Source organism: Rickettsia endosymbiont of Rhinocyllus conicus, assembly GCF_964026465.1.
GTDB lineage: Bacteria > Pseudomonadota > Alphaproteobacteria > Rickettsiales > Rickettsiaceae > Rickettsia.
Genome location: NZ_OZ032155.1, coordinates 486730 through 507770, shown reverse-complemented (window position 1 = coordinate 507770; position 21041 = coordinate 486730). Strand labels below are relative to the sequence as shown.

Below are 21041 nucleotides of genomic sequence, written 5' to 3'. Positions count from 1 at the left end.
TAATGAATCTTTTAGTTACTGCTCTTGAGCAATCTTTGATAATGTTGCCGCTTATTTTAGGAATGTATATCAGCTACAGGATTTTGAAAATTACCGATTTAACTGTAGATGGAACATATGTATTAGGTGCGGCAGTGTTTACTAAATTTCTTTCATTTGGACTATTTTCGGCATTAATACTTGTCGTAATAGCAGGGAGTGTTATTGACGCCAGTTTAGGATAAGGAGGTCTGAGGATAAGCAAGTAGTGTTAGAAATTTTTTAGATTTATTGAAATTAAAAGCATTTACGCAAGAAAGTATATGAACTAAGAAATTAATAGGGGAGCGATGTCTTGAATGTTCAAGGTTCATGCTGTTTTTTAGTACATTAAATACTGATTCAATTATTGATCTGCTTTTTAAGAGTATTTTATCTTCTATATCTAATAAATGATTTTTCATATCCTTGCGAATCCCAGTAAATAACCGTAGCCCACGACTAAATAATTTAGCGGACATTTCCTTAGAAATATAAGCCTTGTCTCCAAATAATTTACCCCATAATCCTTTGGTAATTGAGTCTACAGCAGATAAATCACTAGCATTACCCTTTGTTATTTTAATTGCCATAATCTGACCTTTATTATTAATTACAATATGTAATTTAAATCCCATAAACCATCCGTAACTACTCATACCTATTTTAGCAATGCCACTAAACACTTTATTATTATTTGTACGTTTTGCATGACATATCGATAATTTGGTTGAATCAACAAAATATATACCAGTCTCATCTCCTGTAAATAATTGTAACATTATAGTTAAAGGTAATACTAATCTTGGCCACAACTGGATTATCCGACTGTAACTAGGAAGACTAAAATATCCTCTATATTTACATGATAGATGATATATTAACCCACCAATTAAATACCTGACTTAAGAGGCATATTTAACATCATCGGCTTGGAACAATTTTTGTATATGTTTAGGATTGTTCTGTAAGCAACGTAAATAAGATTTAAGATTGTATTTTAACTCATCTTTTGTAAGAGGTATATGTTTTCTATTTACATTTCTTTTTAAGTCATTATTTAAGTATTCATCTGGATTATGTTGTGGAGTATAAGGAGGCAAAAAAAACAAAGAAATTTTATCTTTATGCTTATTTGTCCAGCTGTATACTTTTTTACTATGATGTACTTTTAAATTGTCTAATATTAAAAAGATCTTCCTTCTTGCAGATTTCACTAATCTTCTTAGAAATTCTATAAATATATCTGTTTTTAGTGTATCTTCATATAACATGAACCTTAGTTTACCATTGTTCGTAACAGTTGATATCATATTTATAGTAAATCGTTTTGATTTATGAATAACTACGGGTGTTTTGCCTTTTAAAGAATAGCTCTGTAACACCTGACATTCTGATTTTATACCCACTTCATCACACCAGTGTATTTCAGCTTGTTCCATTTGTGCTTGTTTTACTATTGCGGGATATTCTTCATCTAGCCATACTTGAACTTGTTTTGGCTGTTGCTCATAAGCTAATTTCTTTGGTTTTTGTGCAGTATATCCCCATCTTCTTAAATATTCTCCAATCGTACTTAATGGCAAAAAGAAACCACAGCATTTTTTAATCAGGGCATTAATAGCTTTTCTTGACCATAGTGCAGATTTGATATTGTGATCTTCTGGTCTAGAGTGATTTATATAATCTTGTATTTTTTTACCCAGCATTTCATTTATTATTCTTTTCTCTCCTGTCTTTCTTCCTCTAGACTTGCCAGTTATTGCATATTTATCACCTCTTCTTCTTTTGTTAACCCAGTTACTAATAGTCTGACGTGTTACTCCTATAAGATTTGATACATCTGATTGTTTTTCTCCTTTATCAATTGCTCTTAATGCAACTTTTCTTAAAGCTGCTTGTGCACTCGTTGATAATGTCCTAAAATCTTCTTTTTTTAGCATTATTTCATTCTAACATTATATTTTAGTATTTGCAACTATTATGTCAGGTATTTAATTGGTGGGTTAATAAATAATAATTCTTAAAATCTTTGCATGGAGATATATAAAAATATAATACTATAGTTATATAGTTCTGAAAGCCTTAAACTCCCTGATCTCCTACGCTTCCTAACGCTGGGTATTAATTTGCTTTCTTCCCATTCTTCGTAAACTTTACAATAATTATCTATTATACAAAATAGAGTTATGATACATCTTTTCATTGTTGAGTGCATATTTTTTTGATTCAAAATCTATGTAACTCAACACTCCTCTCTTGTAAATACCCTGCTTTATTATCTTTATTCCTTACACTCTTATCCTAAACTGGCGTTTAATAAGCTGGACACAATGGTTAACTCAACTCACCATCAAGCCATTAAACAAATTGGTAATAATCTTATTATATCAGCAAAAGCAGAAGACGGGATTATAGAAGCAATAGAATCAACAAGTCATAAATTTCTTATCGGCGTACAGTGGCATCCTGAATATGTCAATGATAATGGCATAGACCTAGTTTTATTCAAAGAGCTAATAAAAGCTAGTAGTAATATATTGTAAATTGTCTTTTTCTATTATAAAAGTATCTCATATATATACTGAGATGTAGAAGTATTTATGAGTACTTTTGTCTTCATAACAATAACTCTAAGTTATTTAAAATCAATCACTTTCATCTGAGAGATGAAAGTTTGTCTATAGCGACTAGAAGTCGAGAATCAAGCTAAAGCTTATTCCAGTCTTATATTAGTAGTCATTGCTGGTTCATGAGCATCAGTATGTCTATTAATATATTCATTAATCATGTCATCAGTCACATTGCCACTAGTCGAACTAAAGTATCCTCTTGCCCATAAATGTCTACCCCAATACTTTTTTCTTAATATTGGAAATTCTTCTTGTATCTTTTTTGACGATCTTCCTTTAGCTTTTTGCACAAATTCACTTACTTTAATATGAGGTGGTATATTGGCAAATATATGTATATGTTCGCTTGATATTACTCCATTTTCTATTTTAATATTGAGCTCTTCTGCAACTAATGCAATAATTTCTCTCACTCGCTTTTTGATATCATAGGTTAACACCTTGTATCGATATTTTGTAATCCACACTATATGATAGCGATGATAGTAAACTGTGTGTGATTTGTTGCTGTATTGAGTCATGGTGCTTATGATGCTAACGCATCATGGCGCACATGGCAAGCTAAAGCTTTTCCATCTGGAAGATGGAGGTTTTAACCACCAAAGGGACTATAAAAAGTATAATAAACAATAGGAATAAGGTGCTGGGAATTAAGCTCAGCCATTAATATAACGACTTCCGCTATACTTCTTATTTTAAAAATAATTATAATAGCAGATTCCCAGCATAAAGCGTATACTTGGAGTTAGTTTATATTAATAGTAGAGTTCAAATACTATTAGATAAGTAAACTATAGATAAAATTATTAATTAGTCAACCCTCAATTTAAATTTATTTGACATTTTTATAGTTTATTTTTTATTTCATTTATAGTTAAGCGTTGTTTTTTTAATTTTTGAATTTTCTTGCCTTGCTCAAATGCTTCCATAGAATAAAGTTGATAATTTGAAGCAGTAATATCAGCAACTTCAAGCAACCCTACCTTAGTCCAAAAATGAATTGTAGAAACGTTTTCTCCTATAGCACTCGCTAATTCTCCGATCTTCATTAATTTTTCAGATTTTCTAATATCTGTTGGCTCTTTCCCTGTTACCGCTTTTAAATAAATATCAAGTGAACGATTAACTGCGTTATAAATAATTTTCTGATATTTTTCTTTTGAACCACCGAGTTGAGCAGTTTCTAAAGAGGTAATATATGGCAATCGTTCTTGAGGTCTTATAATTGCGGGAGGATATTCTTCCATAATTAAGATTAAATTCATTACCTCCTACAGTTAAACCCTTTTCAATAATTATAGCAGTCTCTTTGCGAGATAAAGTATTCCCCTCAATAGCATTACTTGTATAGGTTAACTCTACCCTAAACCATTCTTCTAAATTTTTAGCTAATTCAGAACTTAATGGACGTAAGGCATCTAATCTCTTCTTTTTTTTATCTAAAAAATCATATTTCATAAGTAAAGTATAAAGTATTACTTAATGCTTTATACTATTTTTATTTCACTATCAATATTTTTTATTTTTTCTCTGTCATCCCGTGATTTATTCAATAGTACCGGATAGTTATTATTCTATATCATCTCCGCTTAAGGCTTGCTTGTGTAGATAGAAAAAAGTAAAAACAACTTTCAATACTAATAATTTTAGTATTAAAAGCTGGATCCCGTGAATAAATCACGGGATGACAGGAGGGAGAATGATTCACACAGGCAAAGCCTGCTTAGATAGAAGTGTTTAATTTCCTACTCGTTTAGTCCGTGGCAATATTTATATTTCTTACCTGAGCCACAAGGACATAGCTCATTTCTAGATACTTTGCCCCAGCTTGTAGGATTTTTAGGGTCTCTATCCTCTGGGTTAATGCGTGATATGACAGGTCTAAGATCAGTTTCTAAGTTACTACCTGCATTATACTTACTAAATACCGGATCTTCACGGCTTTCATGCATATTATTTTGCAGCTTTTTATTTTCAAGCGATATATCTTCTTTCTGAATATGCTTTAAGTCAATATGGAAGTGGTAGACTGTTTGAATAAAGAGTTCTTTTAAATTATTAAGCATATGCTCAAATAAGTTAAATGCCTCTCTTTTATATTCGCTCAAAGGATCTTTTTGGGCATAAGCTCTAAGAGATATACCTTGTCTTAAGTGATCTAAGCTATGCAAGTGATCTTTCCAAACTTGATCAAGAGTAGTTAATAAAATATATTTTACAGCATTATGCATTAAGTCAGGACTATAAGCTTCCTCCTTAGACTTATATATACTATCCGCTGTTTGAATAACAATTTTTGTAACTTCTTCTTCTGTTACATCATTTTTGCTTATTAGATTTTGATCAAGCTTTATAGCAAAGGTGCGGTGTAGTTCTACGCTTAAATTCTCTATATCCCAATCTTCTCTATAAGAGCCTGCTGGCATAAAAGTTAGCACTATTTTTTTAGCTAATTCCTCAGTAGTACTACTTAAGAAGTCATAACTATCTTTAGATTTAATAATTTCAGTTCTTTGTTCGTATATTATTTTACGTTGATCATTCATTACATCATCAAAGCGTAATAAATTTTTACGTATTTCATAGTTATGCCCCTCAACTTTTTGCTGAGCTTTCTCAAGTGATCGGCTAATCATTGGGTGATGTATCGCCTCACCATCTTTTAAGCCAAGCGTCCGAAGCACTCCTGAAATACGTTCTGAGGCAAAAATACGCATTAAATCATCATCAAGTGATAGGAAAAATTTAGTATTACCTGGGTCACCTTGTCTGCCCGATCTACCACGCAGCTGATTATCTATCCTACGACTTTCGTGCCGTTCTGTACCTATTACAAATAACCCACCTGCTGCAATTACTTGCTTTTTCTCTTCAGCTATTTGAGCTTTTATCTCATTTACTTTTTCTTTATAAGCAGCATTAGTTAAAGATTTTCTATCTATCTGCTCTATCAGCATTTCAGGATTACCGCCAAGCATAATATCAGTGCCTCGTCCTGCCATATTAGTTGCAATTGTTACTGCTTTAAATCTACCTGCTTGGGCGATAATAAATGCTTCCTGCTCGTGGAATTTAGCATTTAATACTTTATGAGGTATTTTGTTTTTATTTAGAACATTGGAAATTTCTTCCGACTTTTCAATACTTACAGTACCGACAAGCACCGGCTGACCACGATCATAACAATCTTTAATTAGCTTTAAAATAGCATCATATTTTTCTTTTTTGCTTCCATAAATTTCGTCATCAAGATCACGTCTTGTAACTTTATTATGAGTCGGTACTGCTACTACATCAAGATTATATATGTCTTTTAGCTCTGGTGCTTCGGTCATAGCTGTACCAGTCATGCCTGATAATTTAGGGTAATTACGGAAATAATTTTGGAAAGTAATAGATGCAAGCGTTTGGTTTTCATTTTGGATTTTTACGTTTTCTTTTGCTTCTAACGCTTGATGTAGCCCTTCAGAATATCTACGCCCTTCCATTACACGTCCTGTAAACTCATCTATGATCATTACTTTACCATCACGTACTAAATAATCTACATCGATTGTAAACATGTTGTGAGCTCTAAGGGCTTGATTAACGTAATGCACTAAGCTTAAATTTTCAAAGTCATATAAACCAGACTCAGGCTTTATAATATTTGCTTGACTTAAAAGCGATTCTACATGACTAATACCGCTTTCCGTTAAATTGATAGTTTTTAATTTTTCATCTTTTTCAAAATCACTTACATTAAGCATGCGTACAAGCTTATCGACTTTACCATATAATTCTGAATTATCATTAACTGGACCAGAAATAACCAATGGAGTTCTTGCTTCATCTATTAAAATCGAATCTACTTCATCGATAATAGCAAAGTTAAAAGGACGAAGTACTCGCTCCTGCAAGCTATATTTCATATTATCTCTTAGGTAATCAAAGCCAAGCTCGTTATTTGTGGCATATGTAATATCAGAATTATAAGCTTCTCGCTTAGCTTCATCTGGCATACCAGCAACAATACACCCAACTGATAAACCTAAAAAATTATAAATCTTGCCCATGGAAGCGGAATCACGGCTAACAAGATAATCATTAACTGTTACGACATGTACACCTTTCTCAGCTAAAGCGTTTAAATATGCTGGAAGTGTTGCAACTAAGGTCTTACCCTCCCCTGTACGCATTTCGGTAATCATTCCTCTATGTAATACCAAACCACCTATAAGCTGCACATCAAAATGACGCATTCCATATACTCTTCTAGAAGCCTCTCTAACTACCGCAAATGCTTCATATGCTATATCATCTAAAGTAGCACCATTTTTAAGTTTTTTCTTAAATTCTATAGTTTTATTTTTTAATTCTTCATCTGATAATTTTTGAATTGCGGGTTCAAGTGAATTAATTTTTGCAATGTCAGAAAATAGTTTTTTTATCGTACGATCATTTGCCGTACCAAAAATTTTTTTCAATATAGAAAACATCAAAATCCTTAAATATATTTTTGTACATATAAATATAGGCTATTTTATAAAATTATCAATTAGTTATATATTTATTTCAAGCATCCCTGTTGCAGAATAATCCGTAAATAATTATTAATAAATAAATATTATAAAATAGCTGTTGACGGGTATTTATTATTTTTATAGGATTTAAACTTATATTTAACAAATTATGAGTCATAAATAATGAAAAAACTATCAATTGTACTTTTATCCGTTAGTATGCTTTCTAGTATAGCTTTTGCAGATAACTCAGACAGAGTAGTTGCTACTTACACAGGTGGTGAAGTAAGGGAATCACAGATAATGAAAGAATTCAAACCACAACTTAATCTTCCTTCAGGTGAAACTATCAAAAATTTTGACGATTTTCCACCACAGGATCAAGATAAATTGATACGAATTTATGTTAATAATATTTTATTAAAGAAAGAAGTTGAGAAGTCAAACATCACCTCTTCTAAAGAATTCCAAGAAAAGCTTGAAAATGCAAAAAATCAATTAGCTCAAAAAGAATTATTAGAAAATTATGTAAAATCTAATCTTACTGATAAGATGTTTGATGAGGAATATAATAAATATGTAACTAGCTTAAAAGGTAAAGAACAAATAAAAGTTGCTCATATTTTAGTTAAATCTGAAAAAGAAGCTAATGATTTAAAAAATAAATTAAACAAAGGTGCAGATTTTGCTAAACTTGCAGGAGAATCTTCTCTTGATAAAGCTTCAGCTACAAATGGTGGTGTAATCGGTTACATTTTATTAAATCAACCAGGGCAGTTAGTACCTGAGTTTGAAAACAAAGCCTTTGCTTTAAAAGTAAACGAAGTTTCAACACCAGTGAAAACTGACTATGGTTGGCATATCATTAAGGTTCTTGAGAAAAAACCTGTACCTATCCCAACTAAAGAAGAAGCTAAAATGACTATCGATAATGTATTAGCAGCAGAAATACTAAAAAAATATATTAGCGATTTAGAAGCTAAAGCTGATTTAAAAATTATGTTACCTCCAGCTGCAAATAACGAAGCCAAAAAGTAATTATATGTCATCCCGTGGCTTGTCCACGGGATCCAGAAAATAATAAAAAATTTTTAATTTCCTCGCAATGATGCAGTCTAATTTCAAAATAATATATCTTTTAAGTTAAGCAACTATTGACAATCCGGCAAAAAAAAATTATATTCTACAAAATCTAATTTAAGTTAAAAAATTATTAAGCTATGTCTAAAGCAAAAACTGCTTCTAAAAACAACCCAACCGCTAGGGAATCAGCTAAAGTACATTTTTATAAAGGCGAAGAGATTATACCATCAAAATATATTCCTCAACAAGGTTCTTCTTTTTTAGCTGCCGAAATTAAATCTTCTGGAGATTTGGTATTAGGAAATAATGGGCAAGTGCTACCTTGGAACTTAGTCAAAAATTTAGCTTAGTTTGATTTAATTACTTACAAATATAACAATTCCACTTCAGTAACTTATATAATAAGTCACATATTGGGGGCATAGCTCAGGGGTAGAGCATCTGCTTTGCACGCAGAGGGTCAAGGGTTCGATTCCCTTTGCCTCCACCATTCATCATTTTTTATTATTTCAACAAACACATCGAACGGCGAACACAAGCTATAATCAAGCTTTTCATGTTTTAGCGTTAGGTTAGCAAATACTAAATCTATCAATATTACAATGTGCCGCTGACGACATTGCCCGCGTGGATCATTTTCTCCTGTCATCCCGTGATTTATTCACGGGATCCAGTTAAAAATATTAAAATTATTAGTATTAAAAGTTGTTTTTTTGAATCCCGTGAATAAATCACGGGAGGCATTGCCCGCATGGATCGAATAGCACCCTCGATGTCATCCCGTGGCTTGACCTATAATACCGGACAGTTATTATTATTATAAGTATGTTAAATGGATCCAAGTCGTCATTGCGAGGAGCGTAGCGACGTGGCAATCTCATGAGGAAAAACTCCTGAGATTGCTTCGTCAAAACTTATAGTTTTTCCTCGCAATAACGGGGTCTTTTTAATAACTGTCCGGTACTATTGATTTATGAACTAGAGTCAGTTAAAAATACTAATAAATTAGTATTTTTTATTATTTTCTGGATCTAGTTCCCAAACCACGGTAGGCGTTGTTGCGTGGATCAGTTTTCCTCGCAATGACGAGAAAAACTGATCCACGCAACAACGCCTAACCGAGGCGAATACTCAAACGCCGCCGATGAGCTGCTAAGGTGGGTAAAAGCTAAAGGCGGTGTGAAGCTGCAAGGCTTGGTGAAACGTCGACAAATGGAGCGGTCATTGTTTTTGAGCGAAGCAACTACAGAAACGGTTATTATTAGCTCTGCCTAAAATACTTTCTATATTTACATCTTAATAAAAATTCTTAAATATTCTGTTATAATTGTAAGTGGTAATTGTTACTAGTTATTAAAACTTTCTATTATTTCCCTTTATTCCTTACTAATAGCTATATTTTCCTAGTTACTCTAAGTTATTAATTTGTATCTTTAGTTAAATTTCTATTGCATTCTTAAATCTTCTTATCTAGATTCTTCCCATAGCTCATTTTTAACAAAATATTAAAAATTATAGAATTTGATAAGGATATAAGTATGTTTAAAGGACAGTTTCAAACTCCACAAGAAGTATCAGCAGCAAAAACCTCACATGAAAAGTTAATAGAATTTCTAGAAAAAAGAGGATTAAAGCAAAAAGCAGATAACTTAAGAAATCATGGTACTATGCTTAATCTTCATAAGAACCAAATAGACGATTCTGGAGCAAAAGAATTAGCTGCTGCCCTTAAAGCTAATAACCATTTAACTATGCTGTTCCTTGGAGGAAACAAAATAGGCAACACTGGAGCAAAGTTCATCGCTGAAGCACTTAAAGATAATGACTCTCTAACTCATCTTGACCTTTCAGGAAACAATATAAGTAAGACAATATTAGAAACAATTAATGAATATTTACAAAGAAATAAAACTATAGCAGAGAAAAAAGCACAGAACTTAAATACAGAAAAGGAGGTAGAAAAGAAATATGAGGAACAGCAAAAACAAATACTTTCAAAAAATAACGAACTTGCTGAAACAGTAAATAAATTTTTTCATGATCCTACCTCTGTCAGTCTTTGTTATCAAATAATAATAGATGATTTTGCTAAATTGGTTGCAGATAAATTAAAAGTTATCAAGACAATTACCGCTATCGATTTTATGGGCAGCACTATAAGTGACCAAAGTATAAAAATTATTACTGAAGCTCTAAAAGTGTCATTGTCAAATAAAAAGGGAGCACTAAATTACGTGAAAAAGGGACCACTTTATTTAAAATTTTTTATGTCATATTACCTCCAGATTTATAGTTATTAATACGATAACTTTTACCTGTGATGTTTAGTATATGTGCATGATGTACTACTCGATCAATAATTGCATGAGTTAATAACTCATCAGCAAATATTTCATTCCATCTTTCAAAATCCTTGTTTGTGGTGATAATGGTAGATTTATTTTCATATCGTTTAGCAATAATATTAAAAAAATCATCTACTGAATGTTTTGGTAATTGCTTAAAACCTAACTCATCAAGAATTAATAAGTCAAATGATAAGAGTAATTTAACTTTTTTGTGATAGCTATTATCTGCTCTTGCAATATGTAAATTATAAAGCATATCCGATACCGTAGTAAAATATACAGAGTATTCTCGTGTTAAAGCTTTTAATGCTAATCCAATAGCAAGATGAGTTTTGCCAGTTCCAGAATTACCTATGAATATGACATTGCCCTTAGTATTAATATAATCACAAGTAGATAAATCACTTATTACTTTGGTATCAATACTTGGTTGGAACTGAAAATCAAAGTCTTCTAAATTTTTAGTTACCGGTAATTTAGCAGCATTTTTACGACGACGGTAATTATTATCCTTACGGTGAGATTTTTCATCTTCACATAATAGTGAGAGAAATTCTTTAAATCCTAGTTTATTATTTTGAGCATAAATAATCCTTTCATTTAAGCTATTGACTATACCTGATAATCTAAAACTACGTAGGTCATTAAGCAAGTTCTGCATTCTGACCTCCAAACTCTGGCAATGGTAAGTTTACTGCATTACTATTTAAGATATTCTTAATTTTAGAGTAAGAACTTATACCGTAATGTAATGCTCTATGACAGGCTTTATCTATTAACTCATCATTGTAAACCTTACGTAAAGAAATAATACCTCTGGCACAACGTTGCCAATCATTTACTCGTGTTTGTTGTAATAACTCTAATAATAAACTGCAATTATTGCCTATCTGCTGCATTTGTTGTTGATAATGTTCGCTATATTCTATAAAACCTGGGCATAGACGTTTATATTTGGCATAATGAGACGGATTAGTGGTAAATATTCCTTTGCCATCTACTCTAACGTGCCTTGCTATTAAATCATTTTGTATAGAAAATATTTGAACAAGGTTTGGTGATAATTGTACCAATACTTCACTGTATATATATTTTGCTGGTACGGAATAATAATTATTATCTATGGTGATATGACAATCTTTTGCTACTTTTCGATTATGCCACGATGATAAATCAAACGTTTCTAATGGTAAGGGCATTAAATTATTACTTTCTTCTTGCTCAAATAGTTCCTGAGGAATTTTTTTAGTAGTACCATGTATTCGGTTATTTGCTTTATTTAACCAGTTTGCAAGATCGTGTATTAATTCTTCATATCTATGAAATTTACGTCCAGCAAAAAAATTATTTTTGACATACTTTATGCCTGATTCTACTTTGCCTTTTTCTTGAGGTTGATATATACGACAAGGAGAAAGTAAAATCCCATAATGATCAGCTAAACGTTTGTATTCCTTCTGATATACAGGCTCATAGAAATTGCTATCTACCACCCCAGCTTTAAGATTATCAAGTTTTATTACTTTTGGACTACCAGCAAAATAATTAAATGCATTGATATGACATTGTATCCATGTTTTACAACTTTGATCAAACACTACTTCATAATAATCAAGGCGACTATAGCTTAAACGCATATTAAACACATATGCTTTAACTCTACGCCCTTGGGCATTATACTGTAAGCCTATGTCACCAAAATCTACTTGTGCTTCCTCTCCTGCTAAAGTATGAAAACGAATGCAACTGTTATTCTGAATCTTATATTTTTTGATATAACGGGTTAGCGAACCATAACTTTTTGTATAACCTTGAATTTTTAACTCTTCAAAAATTCTTATGTAACTTAGATTCTTTTCTAATAACTCAATTATTTGTTCGTGCCAAGAATCCAGTGCTGAAGATCGTTCATAGGGTGCAGGATATTCTGTACCAGACTCTACGTAACGATTTATTATTTTTCTTACTGTTTTACGGTCTATCCTTGTTAGTTTGGCAATATTTCTTTGACTGTTGCCTTGCTTATAAAGGGTGATAATTGTTGTGTACATATTTATTCTTATCATTGTATCACTAGATATTTATTTTAATTAATTATCTAGTGAATATTGCACATTATAACCTTATTAGGTTACACCAAATTCTCTGGTCCCTTTTTCGTGCAATTTAGTGGTCCCCTTTACTTTAGCAATGACACTCCACAACATAATCCAGATGAATACTTAAATAATGACTTAAAAAGAAATGTAAATAGAAAACATATACCTCTTACAAAAGATGAGTTAAAATACAATCTTAAATCTTATTTACGTTGCTTACAGAACAATCCTAAGCATATACAAAAATTGTTCCAAGCCGATGATGTTAAATATGCCTCTTAAGTCAGGTATTTAATTGGTGGGTTAATAGTTATTTTTTCTTTTTAGTTTTTGGTTTGTTTTTTTAGATTTTTTAAAATATGGATCAGGATCAAACCAACTAAGTCAGTTATACTTTGTTTTTTGTAAAATGTATTAAATTTATTTAGATAACTCTCAAAATCTTTATTCTCTTCAGCTAGTCTATTAGCTATGTTCCAATCAACCTCGGACTTTTCTTTAGCCGGAATTAATATATTACTATTTTTAGGATCTTTTTTGTCTAATAAAATGAAGCCTATATCATGCCTTGCACATAGCATTTCTAATTCATGTCGAGTATCATTTTGTTTACTTTCAATTAAATCAGCAGCAACCAAATACCCAAAGTGAGCCCAAGAGGAATTTGACAAAGCTTGAAAAAAAGACTCTCGTAAATTACTGCGTGTAATTTCTGTTTTTACTTCGAAAGACCAAAGTTTTGCTTGTTTTCCTACAGAATGTTTAGCACATTCTTTAATTATTAATCACTAGAATTTACGTAATTTATAAATTTAGAAAATAATGTTTTGAAGTTATTAGTAGTAGCATTTGCTACTTCTTTGGAGGGGATATTTTTGAGTTCGGCGACTTTCTCAGCAACATATCTAACGAAAGCCGGTTCGTTTTGTTTGCCACGCATAGGGGTAGGGGCTAGATAAGGTGCATCGGTTTCAATCAGTAACCTATCAAGTGGCACATATTTAACTATTTCCTGCAAATCAGTTGCATTTTTAAAAGTTATAATACCTGACATTGAAATATATAAACCGATATCTAGCATTTTTTCCGCTAGCTTTTTTGAAGAAGTAAAGCAATGTATCAACCCAGGAAATTTATTATTACGCATTTCCGAGGTTAAAATATCTATAGTATCATGGTCTGCTTCTCTTGTGTGAACAATAAGCGGTAACTTTGTCGTAGCCGCAGCTTCTATATGATGTAATAAGAAATTTTTTTGTAGTTTTTTATCATAAGGCTCGTGATAATAATCAAGCCCAGTTTCACCTATTCCAATGATTTTGGGGTGATTAGTAAGTTCTATAATTGTTGTAGCGTCATTGCGAGGAAAGGCGAAGCCTTGACGTGGCAATCTCATTAAAATTTCCTGAGATTGCCAAAGCACTTGCAGTGCTTCGCAATGTCGTTCTTTATTTACCTCGCACGGATGTACACCGACAGATGCAAAAATATTTTTATATTTTTCCGCTATTTCTAAAATAACCGGAAAGTCATCAAGTTTAGTGCAAATAGTTTGCATATATTGCACGTTATTTTCTATAGCTTGTTTGATTATGTTGTCTATTTCTACATCTTTTAGTAAGTTAAGATGGCAATGTGAATCTATTAGCATATGTGTTTCTAATAAGTGAAAGGGGGTAGAGACCGTCATTGCGAGGAAAAACTATAAGTTTTGACGAAGCAATCCAGTAAAAAATGTTAACTTATAGCATTTTTTATTATTTTTTCTAGATTGCCACGCTCCTTGCAGTCGTGTAGCTCAGACGATTTGGTATCCACGCAACAATGCCTTTGCGAGGAGAGGCAAAGCCGAGGGCGGAGGCAATCCAGTGAAGCATCCTGAGATTGCTTCGTCGAAACTTTCAGTTTCTTCTCGCAATGACGTGAAATATTACTCAAACCTTGGAAATACTATAACCGGTTCTAGAATATCGCTAGCTGGTGTTAAAGCAAACTCAAGCGATAAATGCTTAAATAAACGCTCTTCTGCGTTTACCCCTAGCTGATCAAGCATTTTACCAGCAGAACTTGGCATAAAAGCCTGAAGCATTATGGCGATATAACGCAAAGTTTCTAGCAGAGCATATAACACCTCTAGCATTTTCTCAGGGTCTGTTTTTTTCAAATTCCAAGGAGCTTCGCTATCAATATAAATATTTGCTTCTTCGGCTAAATTAATAATATTATCAAGAATCTTGTTAATTTCGGTTTTTTCCATTAGCAGAATATTCTGTTTAGCAGAGTTAATTGCTGTTTTTAAAAGCGGTAACTCATATATTTTATTAATTGCATCTTGCGTGATTGCCGGCACTTTACCATCATTATTTTTATAAACAAAAGAAGTAGTACGTTGCAATAAATTACCGATCTTATTGGATAATTCGCTATTAATACGGGTAATTAGATTGCTGCGGGCAAAGTTACCATCCGCTCCAAATGTTATCTCACGCATTAAAAAATATCTAACCTGATCAACACCAAACTCTTCTATCAGCTTAATCGGATCAATGGTATTCCCAAGTGATTTAGAAATTTTCTGTCCCTCATTAGTCCACCAACCATGTGCCATAATTGTCTTAGGCAGTGGAACTTCAGCAGCCATTAAGAAAGCAGGCCAATAAACGGCATGGAAACTTAGAATATCTTTGCCGACTACCTGTAAATTTGCTGGCCAAAACTTGCCGTAATTGCTATTTTGATCAGGATAACCAAGGGCTGAGATATAATTAGCAAGTGCATCAAGCCATACATAAATCACGTGCTTATTATCGTTTGGGACTTTGATACCCCAGTTAAAAGTGGTGCGTGATACGGACAAATCTTTTAGACCTGACTTAACAAAGCTGATGACCTCGTTACGTCTTGATATAGGTCTAATAAAATCAGGGTTTAGCTTATAAAACTCAAGCAATTTATCTTGCCATTTTGAAAGATTAAAGAAATAGCTAGGTTCTTTAACCCATTCCACAGTTGCACCGGTTGGGGCTAATTTGTCCGCTGTTAGCTCAGATTCATCATAAAAAGCTTCATCACGAACGGCATACCAGCCCTCATAAAAACCCTCATAAATAAAGCCGTTATCTAGTAATTTCTGCCAAAACATAGCTACTGCTTTTTTATGCCTTTCTTCCGTTGTTCTGATAAAATCATCATTTGAAATATGCATGGCAGTCATAAGATGACGAAAACTTTGAGAAGTCTGATCAGTAAATTTTTGCGGATCAATATTTTTATTAATAGCAGCTTTTTCTACTTTCTGCCCATGTTCATCAGTGCCTGTTAAAAACATGACTTCACGACCGCTAAGACGCATAAAGCGGGCAATCACGTCACATGCAACGCTGGTATAAGCATGCCCAATATGCGGGACATCATTAACATAATATATGGGAGTGGTAATATAATAGGTATTATTCATATTAAATTTAAGTGTTTTTTTATTAACTTGTGTACTTGCGTAGGATCAAGATCGGAAGCCTTAATTGTTACTATTCTCTCAGGAAATTTTTTACTTAATCCTTTAAAGCAATCATAAATTTTATTGTAAAAATCTAACCCTCTTACGTCAAATTTATTGCTCATATTTCGTGAATTTACCCGCTCAATGGCAATAGAAGATTCTACATCAATAAAAAAGGTAATGTCCGGCATAAGAGGCGGCATTAAGTCTTTGTGCAGATTATATACGAGTTCTATACCGTTTTCTAGCTCTAATCCTTGATAGCAGGCTGTTGAGTCAATAAACCGGTCGCATATTACTATTTTCCCTGCCTGTAAAGCCGGTATAATTTTTTTTACCATATGGTCATAACGTGCTGCCATAGCTTGCAGTAGTTCAGACATCGGCAGTAGATCGGTATGCACTAGGATCTCACGCATCTTTTCTGCTACGCTAGTGCCGCCAACTTCACGGGTTAAAATTACGGGAATATTTTGGGATTTTAGATATTCGTATAACATTTGACATTGGGTAGATTTGCCAATTCCTTCCCCTCCCTCAAAAGTGATAAATGTTCCTTGTTTCAATTTGCTCATTAATTGCAATTATTTTTAACTATAACTTTCTAATAATATCTTTTAAAAAAATATTTACAAGGATTTTATATCGCTAATAAATGAAAAGTGGATAGAGTAGTTTATACGTCGAGTATATGCTTTTTTCAAGGTAGAAAAATTACACCCCTAAAGTTTTTTTGCCTTTAGTTTGCTCTTGCTCTACAGATTGAGTATGGGATTTGGCACGAGGGATCGCCAGATCAACTATATGTTCATAGCGTGCTCCGTTTTCAAGTAAAACACGACCACATTTATTCACTAAAGTTATATCATCTTTAGTAAATTTATTGAGAATAGTTTCTGTAATGTCATAAAGAAATTTCCAAGATAATTCTATTCGTTCTTGTAAGGTGAGTTTTTTATTATCCTGATTTTTGTTATTAAGAGCAAAAGTTTCCTCAGAATTATTTTCTCCAGAAGTCGTAATATTTTTTTTACGTGATGCTGTTTTATATATTAAATATATTACTAATACTAATAAACATCCTATAGCAATTAAAATATGAGTATTAAGCACTTTTTGACCTGCCTTGTGTTTGATTTAAGTTTTGTGATTTGGAAAGCACTGTAATTATTGCCTTACCTACTTTAACTAACTCTGCTACCTCAGGAGCTAATTTAGCTATTGTTAAAATCGGCTTAGGTATTAGGTTAGTTGTTATTATCCCGCTTATAACGCTTTCTAATTTTTGTCCCCCTGGTATTACTCCTGCTATTTTTTTCACATCACTTGCAATTTTGGTAGCTGCTTCTGCTGCTTTAAATAAAGAAGTTATTTTATCAACAAAAGGAGTTTCAGGGTTTGCTGCTTTTAATAATTCTGTTTTTGTACTATTTAATCTATCACTAATAGTATTTTTGATGGAATGCAATTTTTCATCTTTTATCTCTTCAGGAAGTGCTTTTTCTACATCACTTTTTATTTTTGATATTTTTTCTTCTACCTCTTTAGTAGTTTGCGGTATAGCTTTGTTAGCTTCTATCACGTAATCTAACGATGATTCATTATTAGGATTTTTTGCTATTTTAATTACTTTCTCAATAGATTCTTTTGATATTTCTGAAACTTTTGAAATTTCAATAATTTTCTTAACAGGATCTTTGGATATTTCTGAAATTTCGGCAACTTGTTCAGCTTTTTTATAAACATCCTTAAGGTTTTTATTATCCTTTATTTCTTGTTGCATATTTTTAATATCGTTATGCCATTTTTTTATTTTTGGCAATAGTTTTTCATGGTCGATGAGATTATTGACTTTTTCAAGTATACCGCTTGCTTTTATGAACGTTGAAAGAATAGGTAGTTGAGTTGCAATTACAGTAATTAATATATTTTCTAATGATGTTATAATTTTCTTAGAAGCACCAGGATAAACTTCATCTAATTCTTTTTGAAATTTTAGAACTTGTTCTAAAACACTTAAACATTTTTCTACGATAATTCCGTCAAATAGAAATATATCTTTTGTCTTTAACTGATCTTGATAAGTTTTATCTAAAGCTTTTGATAATTCACTAAGAGATGTTTTTACTGTTTTGTTAAAAAGTTTTTCTATCTTCTCTAAATCTAAATTTTCAGTTTGTGCTAATTCTTTTAAGGAGCTTTTTAAAATAATAAGAATATTAGCTTCTAAATCTTTTATATTAGTTTTTAAAGAACCAGAAAAACTATTTAGTCTTTTTAAAAGGTTTAATAACTCTGTTTCTTGTTCTTTACTTAAACCAACAAACTGAGAAAAATCTATTAGAGTTTTAGGCATATATGTTATTTATTATCAATTGTTAATTAATTGTAACGCTTTGTGTAGAAAAATGAAATATAAAATAGTTATCATTGCCCTTAGAATTAATTTTTGTTATATTACGTGCTAACATTGTTACATAGTATTATATTATCTAACTTAAAAATAGCTATATTCTTGAAAGATTAAACTAATCTTACTACCATATTACCAACTCATTTAAAAAATTTATGCGTAAGTTAACTATATTTATTTTCTCATTATTACTAACTTCTCCCGTTATTGCAATAGATTTGCAAGAAGCTTTAACAGAAGGGTATAAAAATAACAATGATCTGAAGATTGCAAGAGTTAAATTTGTTAATTCTATTGAGCAATTTCCTCAAGCTTTTTCAGGATTTATGCCTAATGCAGCGTTGAGTGTTAACAGAAATAATAGTAAAACCAAATATGCTAGGAGATATGCTCAACAACTTAACAGCCCCCCGGAAGTAGATAATAATCAAGCGACAGTGGTAATTGAACAATCTTTATTTAATGGTGGTTCAGATGTTGCTGCTCTTAGATCTGCACAGGCAGCTTTTAGATCGTCACGTGGTCAATATTATTCTAGTGAGCAAAAAGTATTATTAGATTTAATCACCGCTTATCTTGATTATTTTGAAAGTAAAGAGAAATATGATATTTCAGAAAGTAGAGTTCGTACTAATATCCAACAAGTAAACACTGTAGAAGAAAAATTAAGGCTTGGTGAAGCAACTGAGATAGATATAGCAACTGCAAGAGCAGGGCTTGCAGCAGCAGAAACGAATAAGCTAACCGCTTATGCTGATTTCCAAGCAAAAAAAGCAAACTTTATTAGGGTATTCGGTATAGAACCTACTGATATAGCTATGCCTATTTTACCTCAAGGATTGCCAAATTCATTAGATGAGCTAACAAAAAGAGCTGTTAATTTAAATCCTGATATTGATTCAGCAAGACATAGCGTAACTTCAGCAAAAGCACAAGAGTTAGTAGAAAAGGGAAAATTATTGCCGCAAGTAAGTGTAAAATTGCAATCTGGTAGAACTAATTATAATCCGCAAAATTTAAACACTGAGCAAATAAATACTAGAAATGTTACTACTACGTTATCTGTTAATGTTCCTATTTATCCAAATGGAGGAGCTCAATATTCAAAAATTAGATCAGCTAAAAATCAAACAAGAAATAGTGCGATACAGCTTGATGGTGCAATAAGACAAGTGCAGGCGTATGTTATAAGTATATGGGAGGGTTTTGAAGCAGCAAAATCTCGTATTATTGCAGCAGATCAAGGAGTAGCGGCAGCTCAGATATCTTATGATGGTACAGTACAAGAGGAAATAGTAGGTTCTAAAACAATGTTAGATGTTTTAAGTGCTGAAGAAAAGCTCTATGATGCAAAAATAACACGTGTTGATGCTTATAAAGCCTCTATACTTACTGCATATCAAATGAAATCATTAACTGGTGAGTTAACTGCTCAAAGTTTAAAGCTTAAGGTAAAATACTTCAGTCCTGAAGAGGAATTTAAGACTATTAAAAAGAAAATGTTTATAGGTTTCTAGTGAGTAAGGAAAGCCAAGATATGTCGATAGAAGACATTCTAAAATCTGTTAAAGGAGTAATTAACGAGCGTAAAAATTTAAACAATGAGGACGAAGATATACTTGAGTTAACAGAAATAATAGACCAAGATGAAGAGGAGCTAATATCAACTAAATCTGCTGAAAAAGTAAATGATATTTTAAAAGATTTCACCTCAACTATTAAAGATAAAAATTTAGATAATAATGTTTCATCTAAAAATGCTCTTGAAGAATTAGTAATCGAAATGCTAAAGCCGGAACTTAAAACATGGCTTGATAAAAACCTACCTTCGCTTGTAAAAGAATTAGTAGAGAGTGAAATAAAAAAATTAGTACAAAATAATAGGAAGTAGAGAATGTTAGGTTAAGCGTCATTGCGAGGAGAAACGTAGTTTCGACGTGGCAATCTTGTTAAACATCCTGTAATTGCACACGTACAAAAATTACAGTTTTTCCTCGCAATGACGGAAAAATTGAGCCACGCAGGTAAAGCTGCTACAAGATGATAAACTCAAATAACTATTTAATAGGGAAATATATGTTAAATAAATTATGCAGGATATTATTTTTTATAAGTCTATCCCTAGTTGCGTTGCAAAGCTATGCTGCTGCACCGCCGCCATTACCTATGCCATCACAAAATTCTGATATAAAAAGCAAAGATGAGCAGCCTACTTCTGACTCTAGATCATCTATGTCCATTTTTGATAAGATTAAACAATTTTTCCATAAATCACCAAAAAAAGCTCCATTGCCTAACCCGCAAGCACAACAAGATAAGCCAAGTGATAAATTAGTTTCACAAGAATCTAACAAAAACGAAGTACAATTGCCTAATGCAAGCAATGAAACTCATCAAACTGATACAAACTTAGTTTCACATAATGATACAAATAGCGAGAAAGAGG

General features: G+C 32.1%; 20 protein-coding genes, 1 tRNA gene and 2 pseudogenes. 10 read left to right on the top strand and 13 right to left on the bottom strand.

Annotation, left to right across the window (positions count from 1 at the left end; all coding sequences use genetic code 11):
- Positions 1–2 precede the first annotated feature (2 nt).
- Positions 3–206 (top strand): annotated as a pseudogene (locus AAGD54_RS02660) (ABC transporter permease); the annotation flags it as partial.
- 9 nt (positions 207–215) lie between these two features.
- On the opposite strand, the gene AAGD54_RS02655 reads toward AAGD54_RS02660, so the two are convergent.
- Together AAGD54_RS02655 and AAGD54_RS02650 are read right to left on the bottom strand one after the other, a co-directional pair.
- Positions 216–899 carry an IS982 family transposase gene (locus tag AAGD54_RS02655; protein ID WP_410526058.1) on the bottom strand — a complete coding sequence of 228 codons (684 nt, stop codon included), beginning with the start codon at positions 897–899 and terminating at the stop codon, positions 216–218.
- Positions 900–923: 24 nt separating this feature from the next.
- Positions 924–1961 (bottom strand): IS630 family transposase, encoded by a 1038-nt coding sequence (locus AAGD54_RS02650; protein WP_341794233.1) that lies wholly within the window; start codon positions 1959–1961, stop codon positions 924–926.
- 363 nt (positions 1962–2324) lie between these two features.
- On the opposite strand from AAGD54_RS02650, the pseudogene AAGD54_RS02645 reads away from it, so the two are divergent.
- Positions 2325–2564 (top strand): annotated as a pseudogene (locus AAGD54_RS02645) (gamma-glutamyl-gamma-aminobutyrate hydrolase family protein); the annotation flags it as partial.
- A gap of 170 nt (positions 2565–2734) precedes the next feature.
- Here AAGD54_RS02645 and tnpA read toward each other — a convergent pair.
- The 3 genes from tnpA to secA all read right to left on the bottom strand — a co-directional run bounded on the left by tnpA (position 2735) and on the right by secA (position 7129).
- Positions 2735–3172 carry an IS200/IS605 family transposase gene (tnpA, locus tag AAGD54_RS02640; RefSeq protein ID WP_341794397.1) on the bottom strand — a complete coding sequence of 146 codons (438 nt, stop codon included), beginning with the start codon at positions 3170–3172 and terminating at the stop codon, positions 2735–2737.
- A gap of 324 nt (positions 3173–3496) precedes the next feature.
- Entirely contained in the window at positions 3497–3916 is a 420-nt protein-coding gene (locus tag AAGD54_RS02635) for a MerR family transcriptional regulator (RefSeq protein ID WP_341794940.1), read from the bottom strand.
- Positions 3917–4396: 480 nt separating this feature from the next.
- Positions 4397–7129 carry a preprotein translocase subunit SecA gene (secA, locus tag AAGD54_RS02630; protein WP_341794939.1) on the bottom strand — a complete coding sequence of 911 codons (2733 nt, stop codon included), beginning with the start codon at positions 7127–7129 and terminating at the stop codon, positions 4397–4399.
- A 207-nt stretch (positions 7130–7336) separates the two neighbouring features.
- Here secA and AAGD54_RS02625 point away from each other — a divergent pair, with 207 nt between their 5' ends.
- The 5 genes from AAGD54_RS02625 to AAGD54_RS02610 all read left to right on the top strand — a co-directional run bounded on the left by AAGD54_RS02625 (position 7337) and on the right by AAGD54_RS02610 (position 10536).
- A complete protein-coding gene (locus AAGD54_RS02625; RefSeq protein WP_341788252.1) occupies positions 7337–8191 on the top strand; it encodes a peptidylprolyl isomerase in 855 nt (284 codons plus the stop codon).
- A gap of 182 nt (positions 8192–8373) precedes the next feature.
- On the top strand, positions 8374–8586 hold the full coding sequence (locus tag AAGD54_RS02620; protein WP_011477565.1) for a hypothetical protein: 213 nt from the start codon (positions 8374–8376) through the stop codon (positions 8584–8586).
- Positions 8587–8651: 65 nt separating this feature from the next.
- Positions 8652–8726 (top strand) — tRNA-Ala (locus AAGD54_RS02615).
- A 605-nt stretch (positions 8727–9331) separates the two neighbouring features.
- Positions 9332–9511, top strand: a complete 180-nt coding sequence (locus AAGD54_RS09440) for a glycoside hydrolase family protein (protein WP_410526057.1) — start codon at positions 9332–9334, stop codon at positions 9509–9511.
- Between the two features lie 263 nt (positions 9512–9774).
- Positions 9775–10536: a hypothetical protein gene (locus tag AAGD54_RS02610; protein WP_341794938.1), complete on the top strand. Its 762-nt coding sequence runs from the start codon at positions 9775–9777 to the stop codon at positions 10534–10536.
- Here AAGD54_RS02610 and istB read toward each other — a convergent pair.
- Positions 10502–11245, bottom strand: coding sequence for an IS21-like element helper ATPase IstB (istB, locus tag AAGD54_RS02605; RefSeq protein WP_341794290.1), 744 nt, complete (start codon positions 11243–11245; stop codon positions 10502–10504). The two genes, AAGD54_RS02610 and istB, sit on opposite strands and share 35 nt — an antisense overlap.
- Positions 11229–12635 carry an IS21 family transposase gene (gene istA, locus AAGD54_RS02600; RefSeq protein ID WP_341794291.1) on the bottom strand — a complete coding sequence of 469 codons (1407 nt, stop codon included), beginning with the start codon at positions 12633–12635 and terminating at the stop codon, positions 11229–11231. Before istA ends, istB begins: the two co-directional genes overlap by 17 nt.
- A gap of 108 nt (positions 12636–12743) precedes the next feature.
- On the opposite strand from istA, the gene AAGD54_RS02595 reads away from it, so the two are divergent.
- Complete coding sequence (locus tag AAGD54_RS02595; RefSeq protein WP_341794937.1) at positions 12744–12965, top strand: hypothetical protein; 222 nt, start codon at positions 12744–12746, stop codon at positions 12963–12965.
- Between the two features lie 41 nt (positions 12966–13006).
- Here AAGD54_RS02595 and AAGD54_RS02590 read toward each other — a convergent pair whose 3' ends face one another.
- The 6 genes from AAGD54_RS02590 to AAGD54_RS02560 all read right to left on the bottom strand — a co-directional run bounded on the left by AAGD54_RS02590 (position 13007) and on the right by AAGD54_RS02560 (position 18538).
- Entirely contained in the window at positions 13007–13354 is a 348-nt protein-coding gene (locus AAGD54_RS02590; protein WP_341794936.1) for a hypothetical protein, read from the bottom strand.
- A 110-nt stretch (positions 13355–13464) separates the two neighbouring features.
- Entirely contained in the window at positions 13465–14334 is an 870-nt protein-coding gene (locus AAGD54_RS02585; RefSeq protein WP_341788784.1) for a TatD family hydrolase, read from the bottom strand.
- A gap of 279 nt (positions 14335–14613) precedes the next feature.
- A complete protein-coding gene (metG, locus tag AAGD54_RS02575) occupies positions 14614–16140 on the bottom strand; it encodes a methionine--tRNA ligase (RefSeq protein WP_341794935.1) in 1527 nt (508 codons plus the stop codon).
- A complete protein-coding gene (gene tmk, locus AAGD54_RS02570) occupies positions 16137–16757 on the bottom strand; it encodes a dTMP kinase (protein WP_341794934.1) in 621 nt (206 codons plus the stop codon). Before tmk ends, metG begins: the two co-directional genes overlap by 4 nt.
- A gap of 139 nt (positions 16758–16896) precedes the next feature.
- Positions 16897–17295, bottom strand: coding sequence for a DUF2660 domain-containing protein (locus AAGD54_RS02565; protein ID WP_341794933.1), 399 nt, complete (start codon positions 17293–17295; stop codon positions 16897–16899).
- Entirely contained in the window at positions 17288–18538 is a 1251-nt protein-coding gene (locus AAGD54_RS02560; protein WP_341794932.1) for a hypothetical protein, read from the bottom strand. The genes AAGD54_RS02565 and AAGD54_RS02560 overlap by 8 nt, the downstream gene beginning before the upstream one ends.
- Before the next feature lie 212 nt (positions 18539–18750).
- Between AAGD54_RS02560 and AAGD54_RS02555 the strand changes: the two genes are divergently transcribed.
- Entirely contained in the window at positions 18751–20112 is a 1362-nt protein-coding gene (locus tag AAGD54_RS02555; RefSeq protein WP_341794931.1) for a TolC family protein, read from the top strand.
- Positions 20113–20132: 20 nt separating this feature from the next.
- The gene (locus AAGD54_RS02550) at positions 20133–20486 is read left to right on the top strand and encodes a PopZ family protein (protein WP_341794930.1); all 354 of its coding nucleotides are present in this window, start codon (positions 20133–20135) and stop codon (positions 20484–20486) included.
- Positions 20487–21041: the final 555 nt, after the last annotated feature.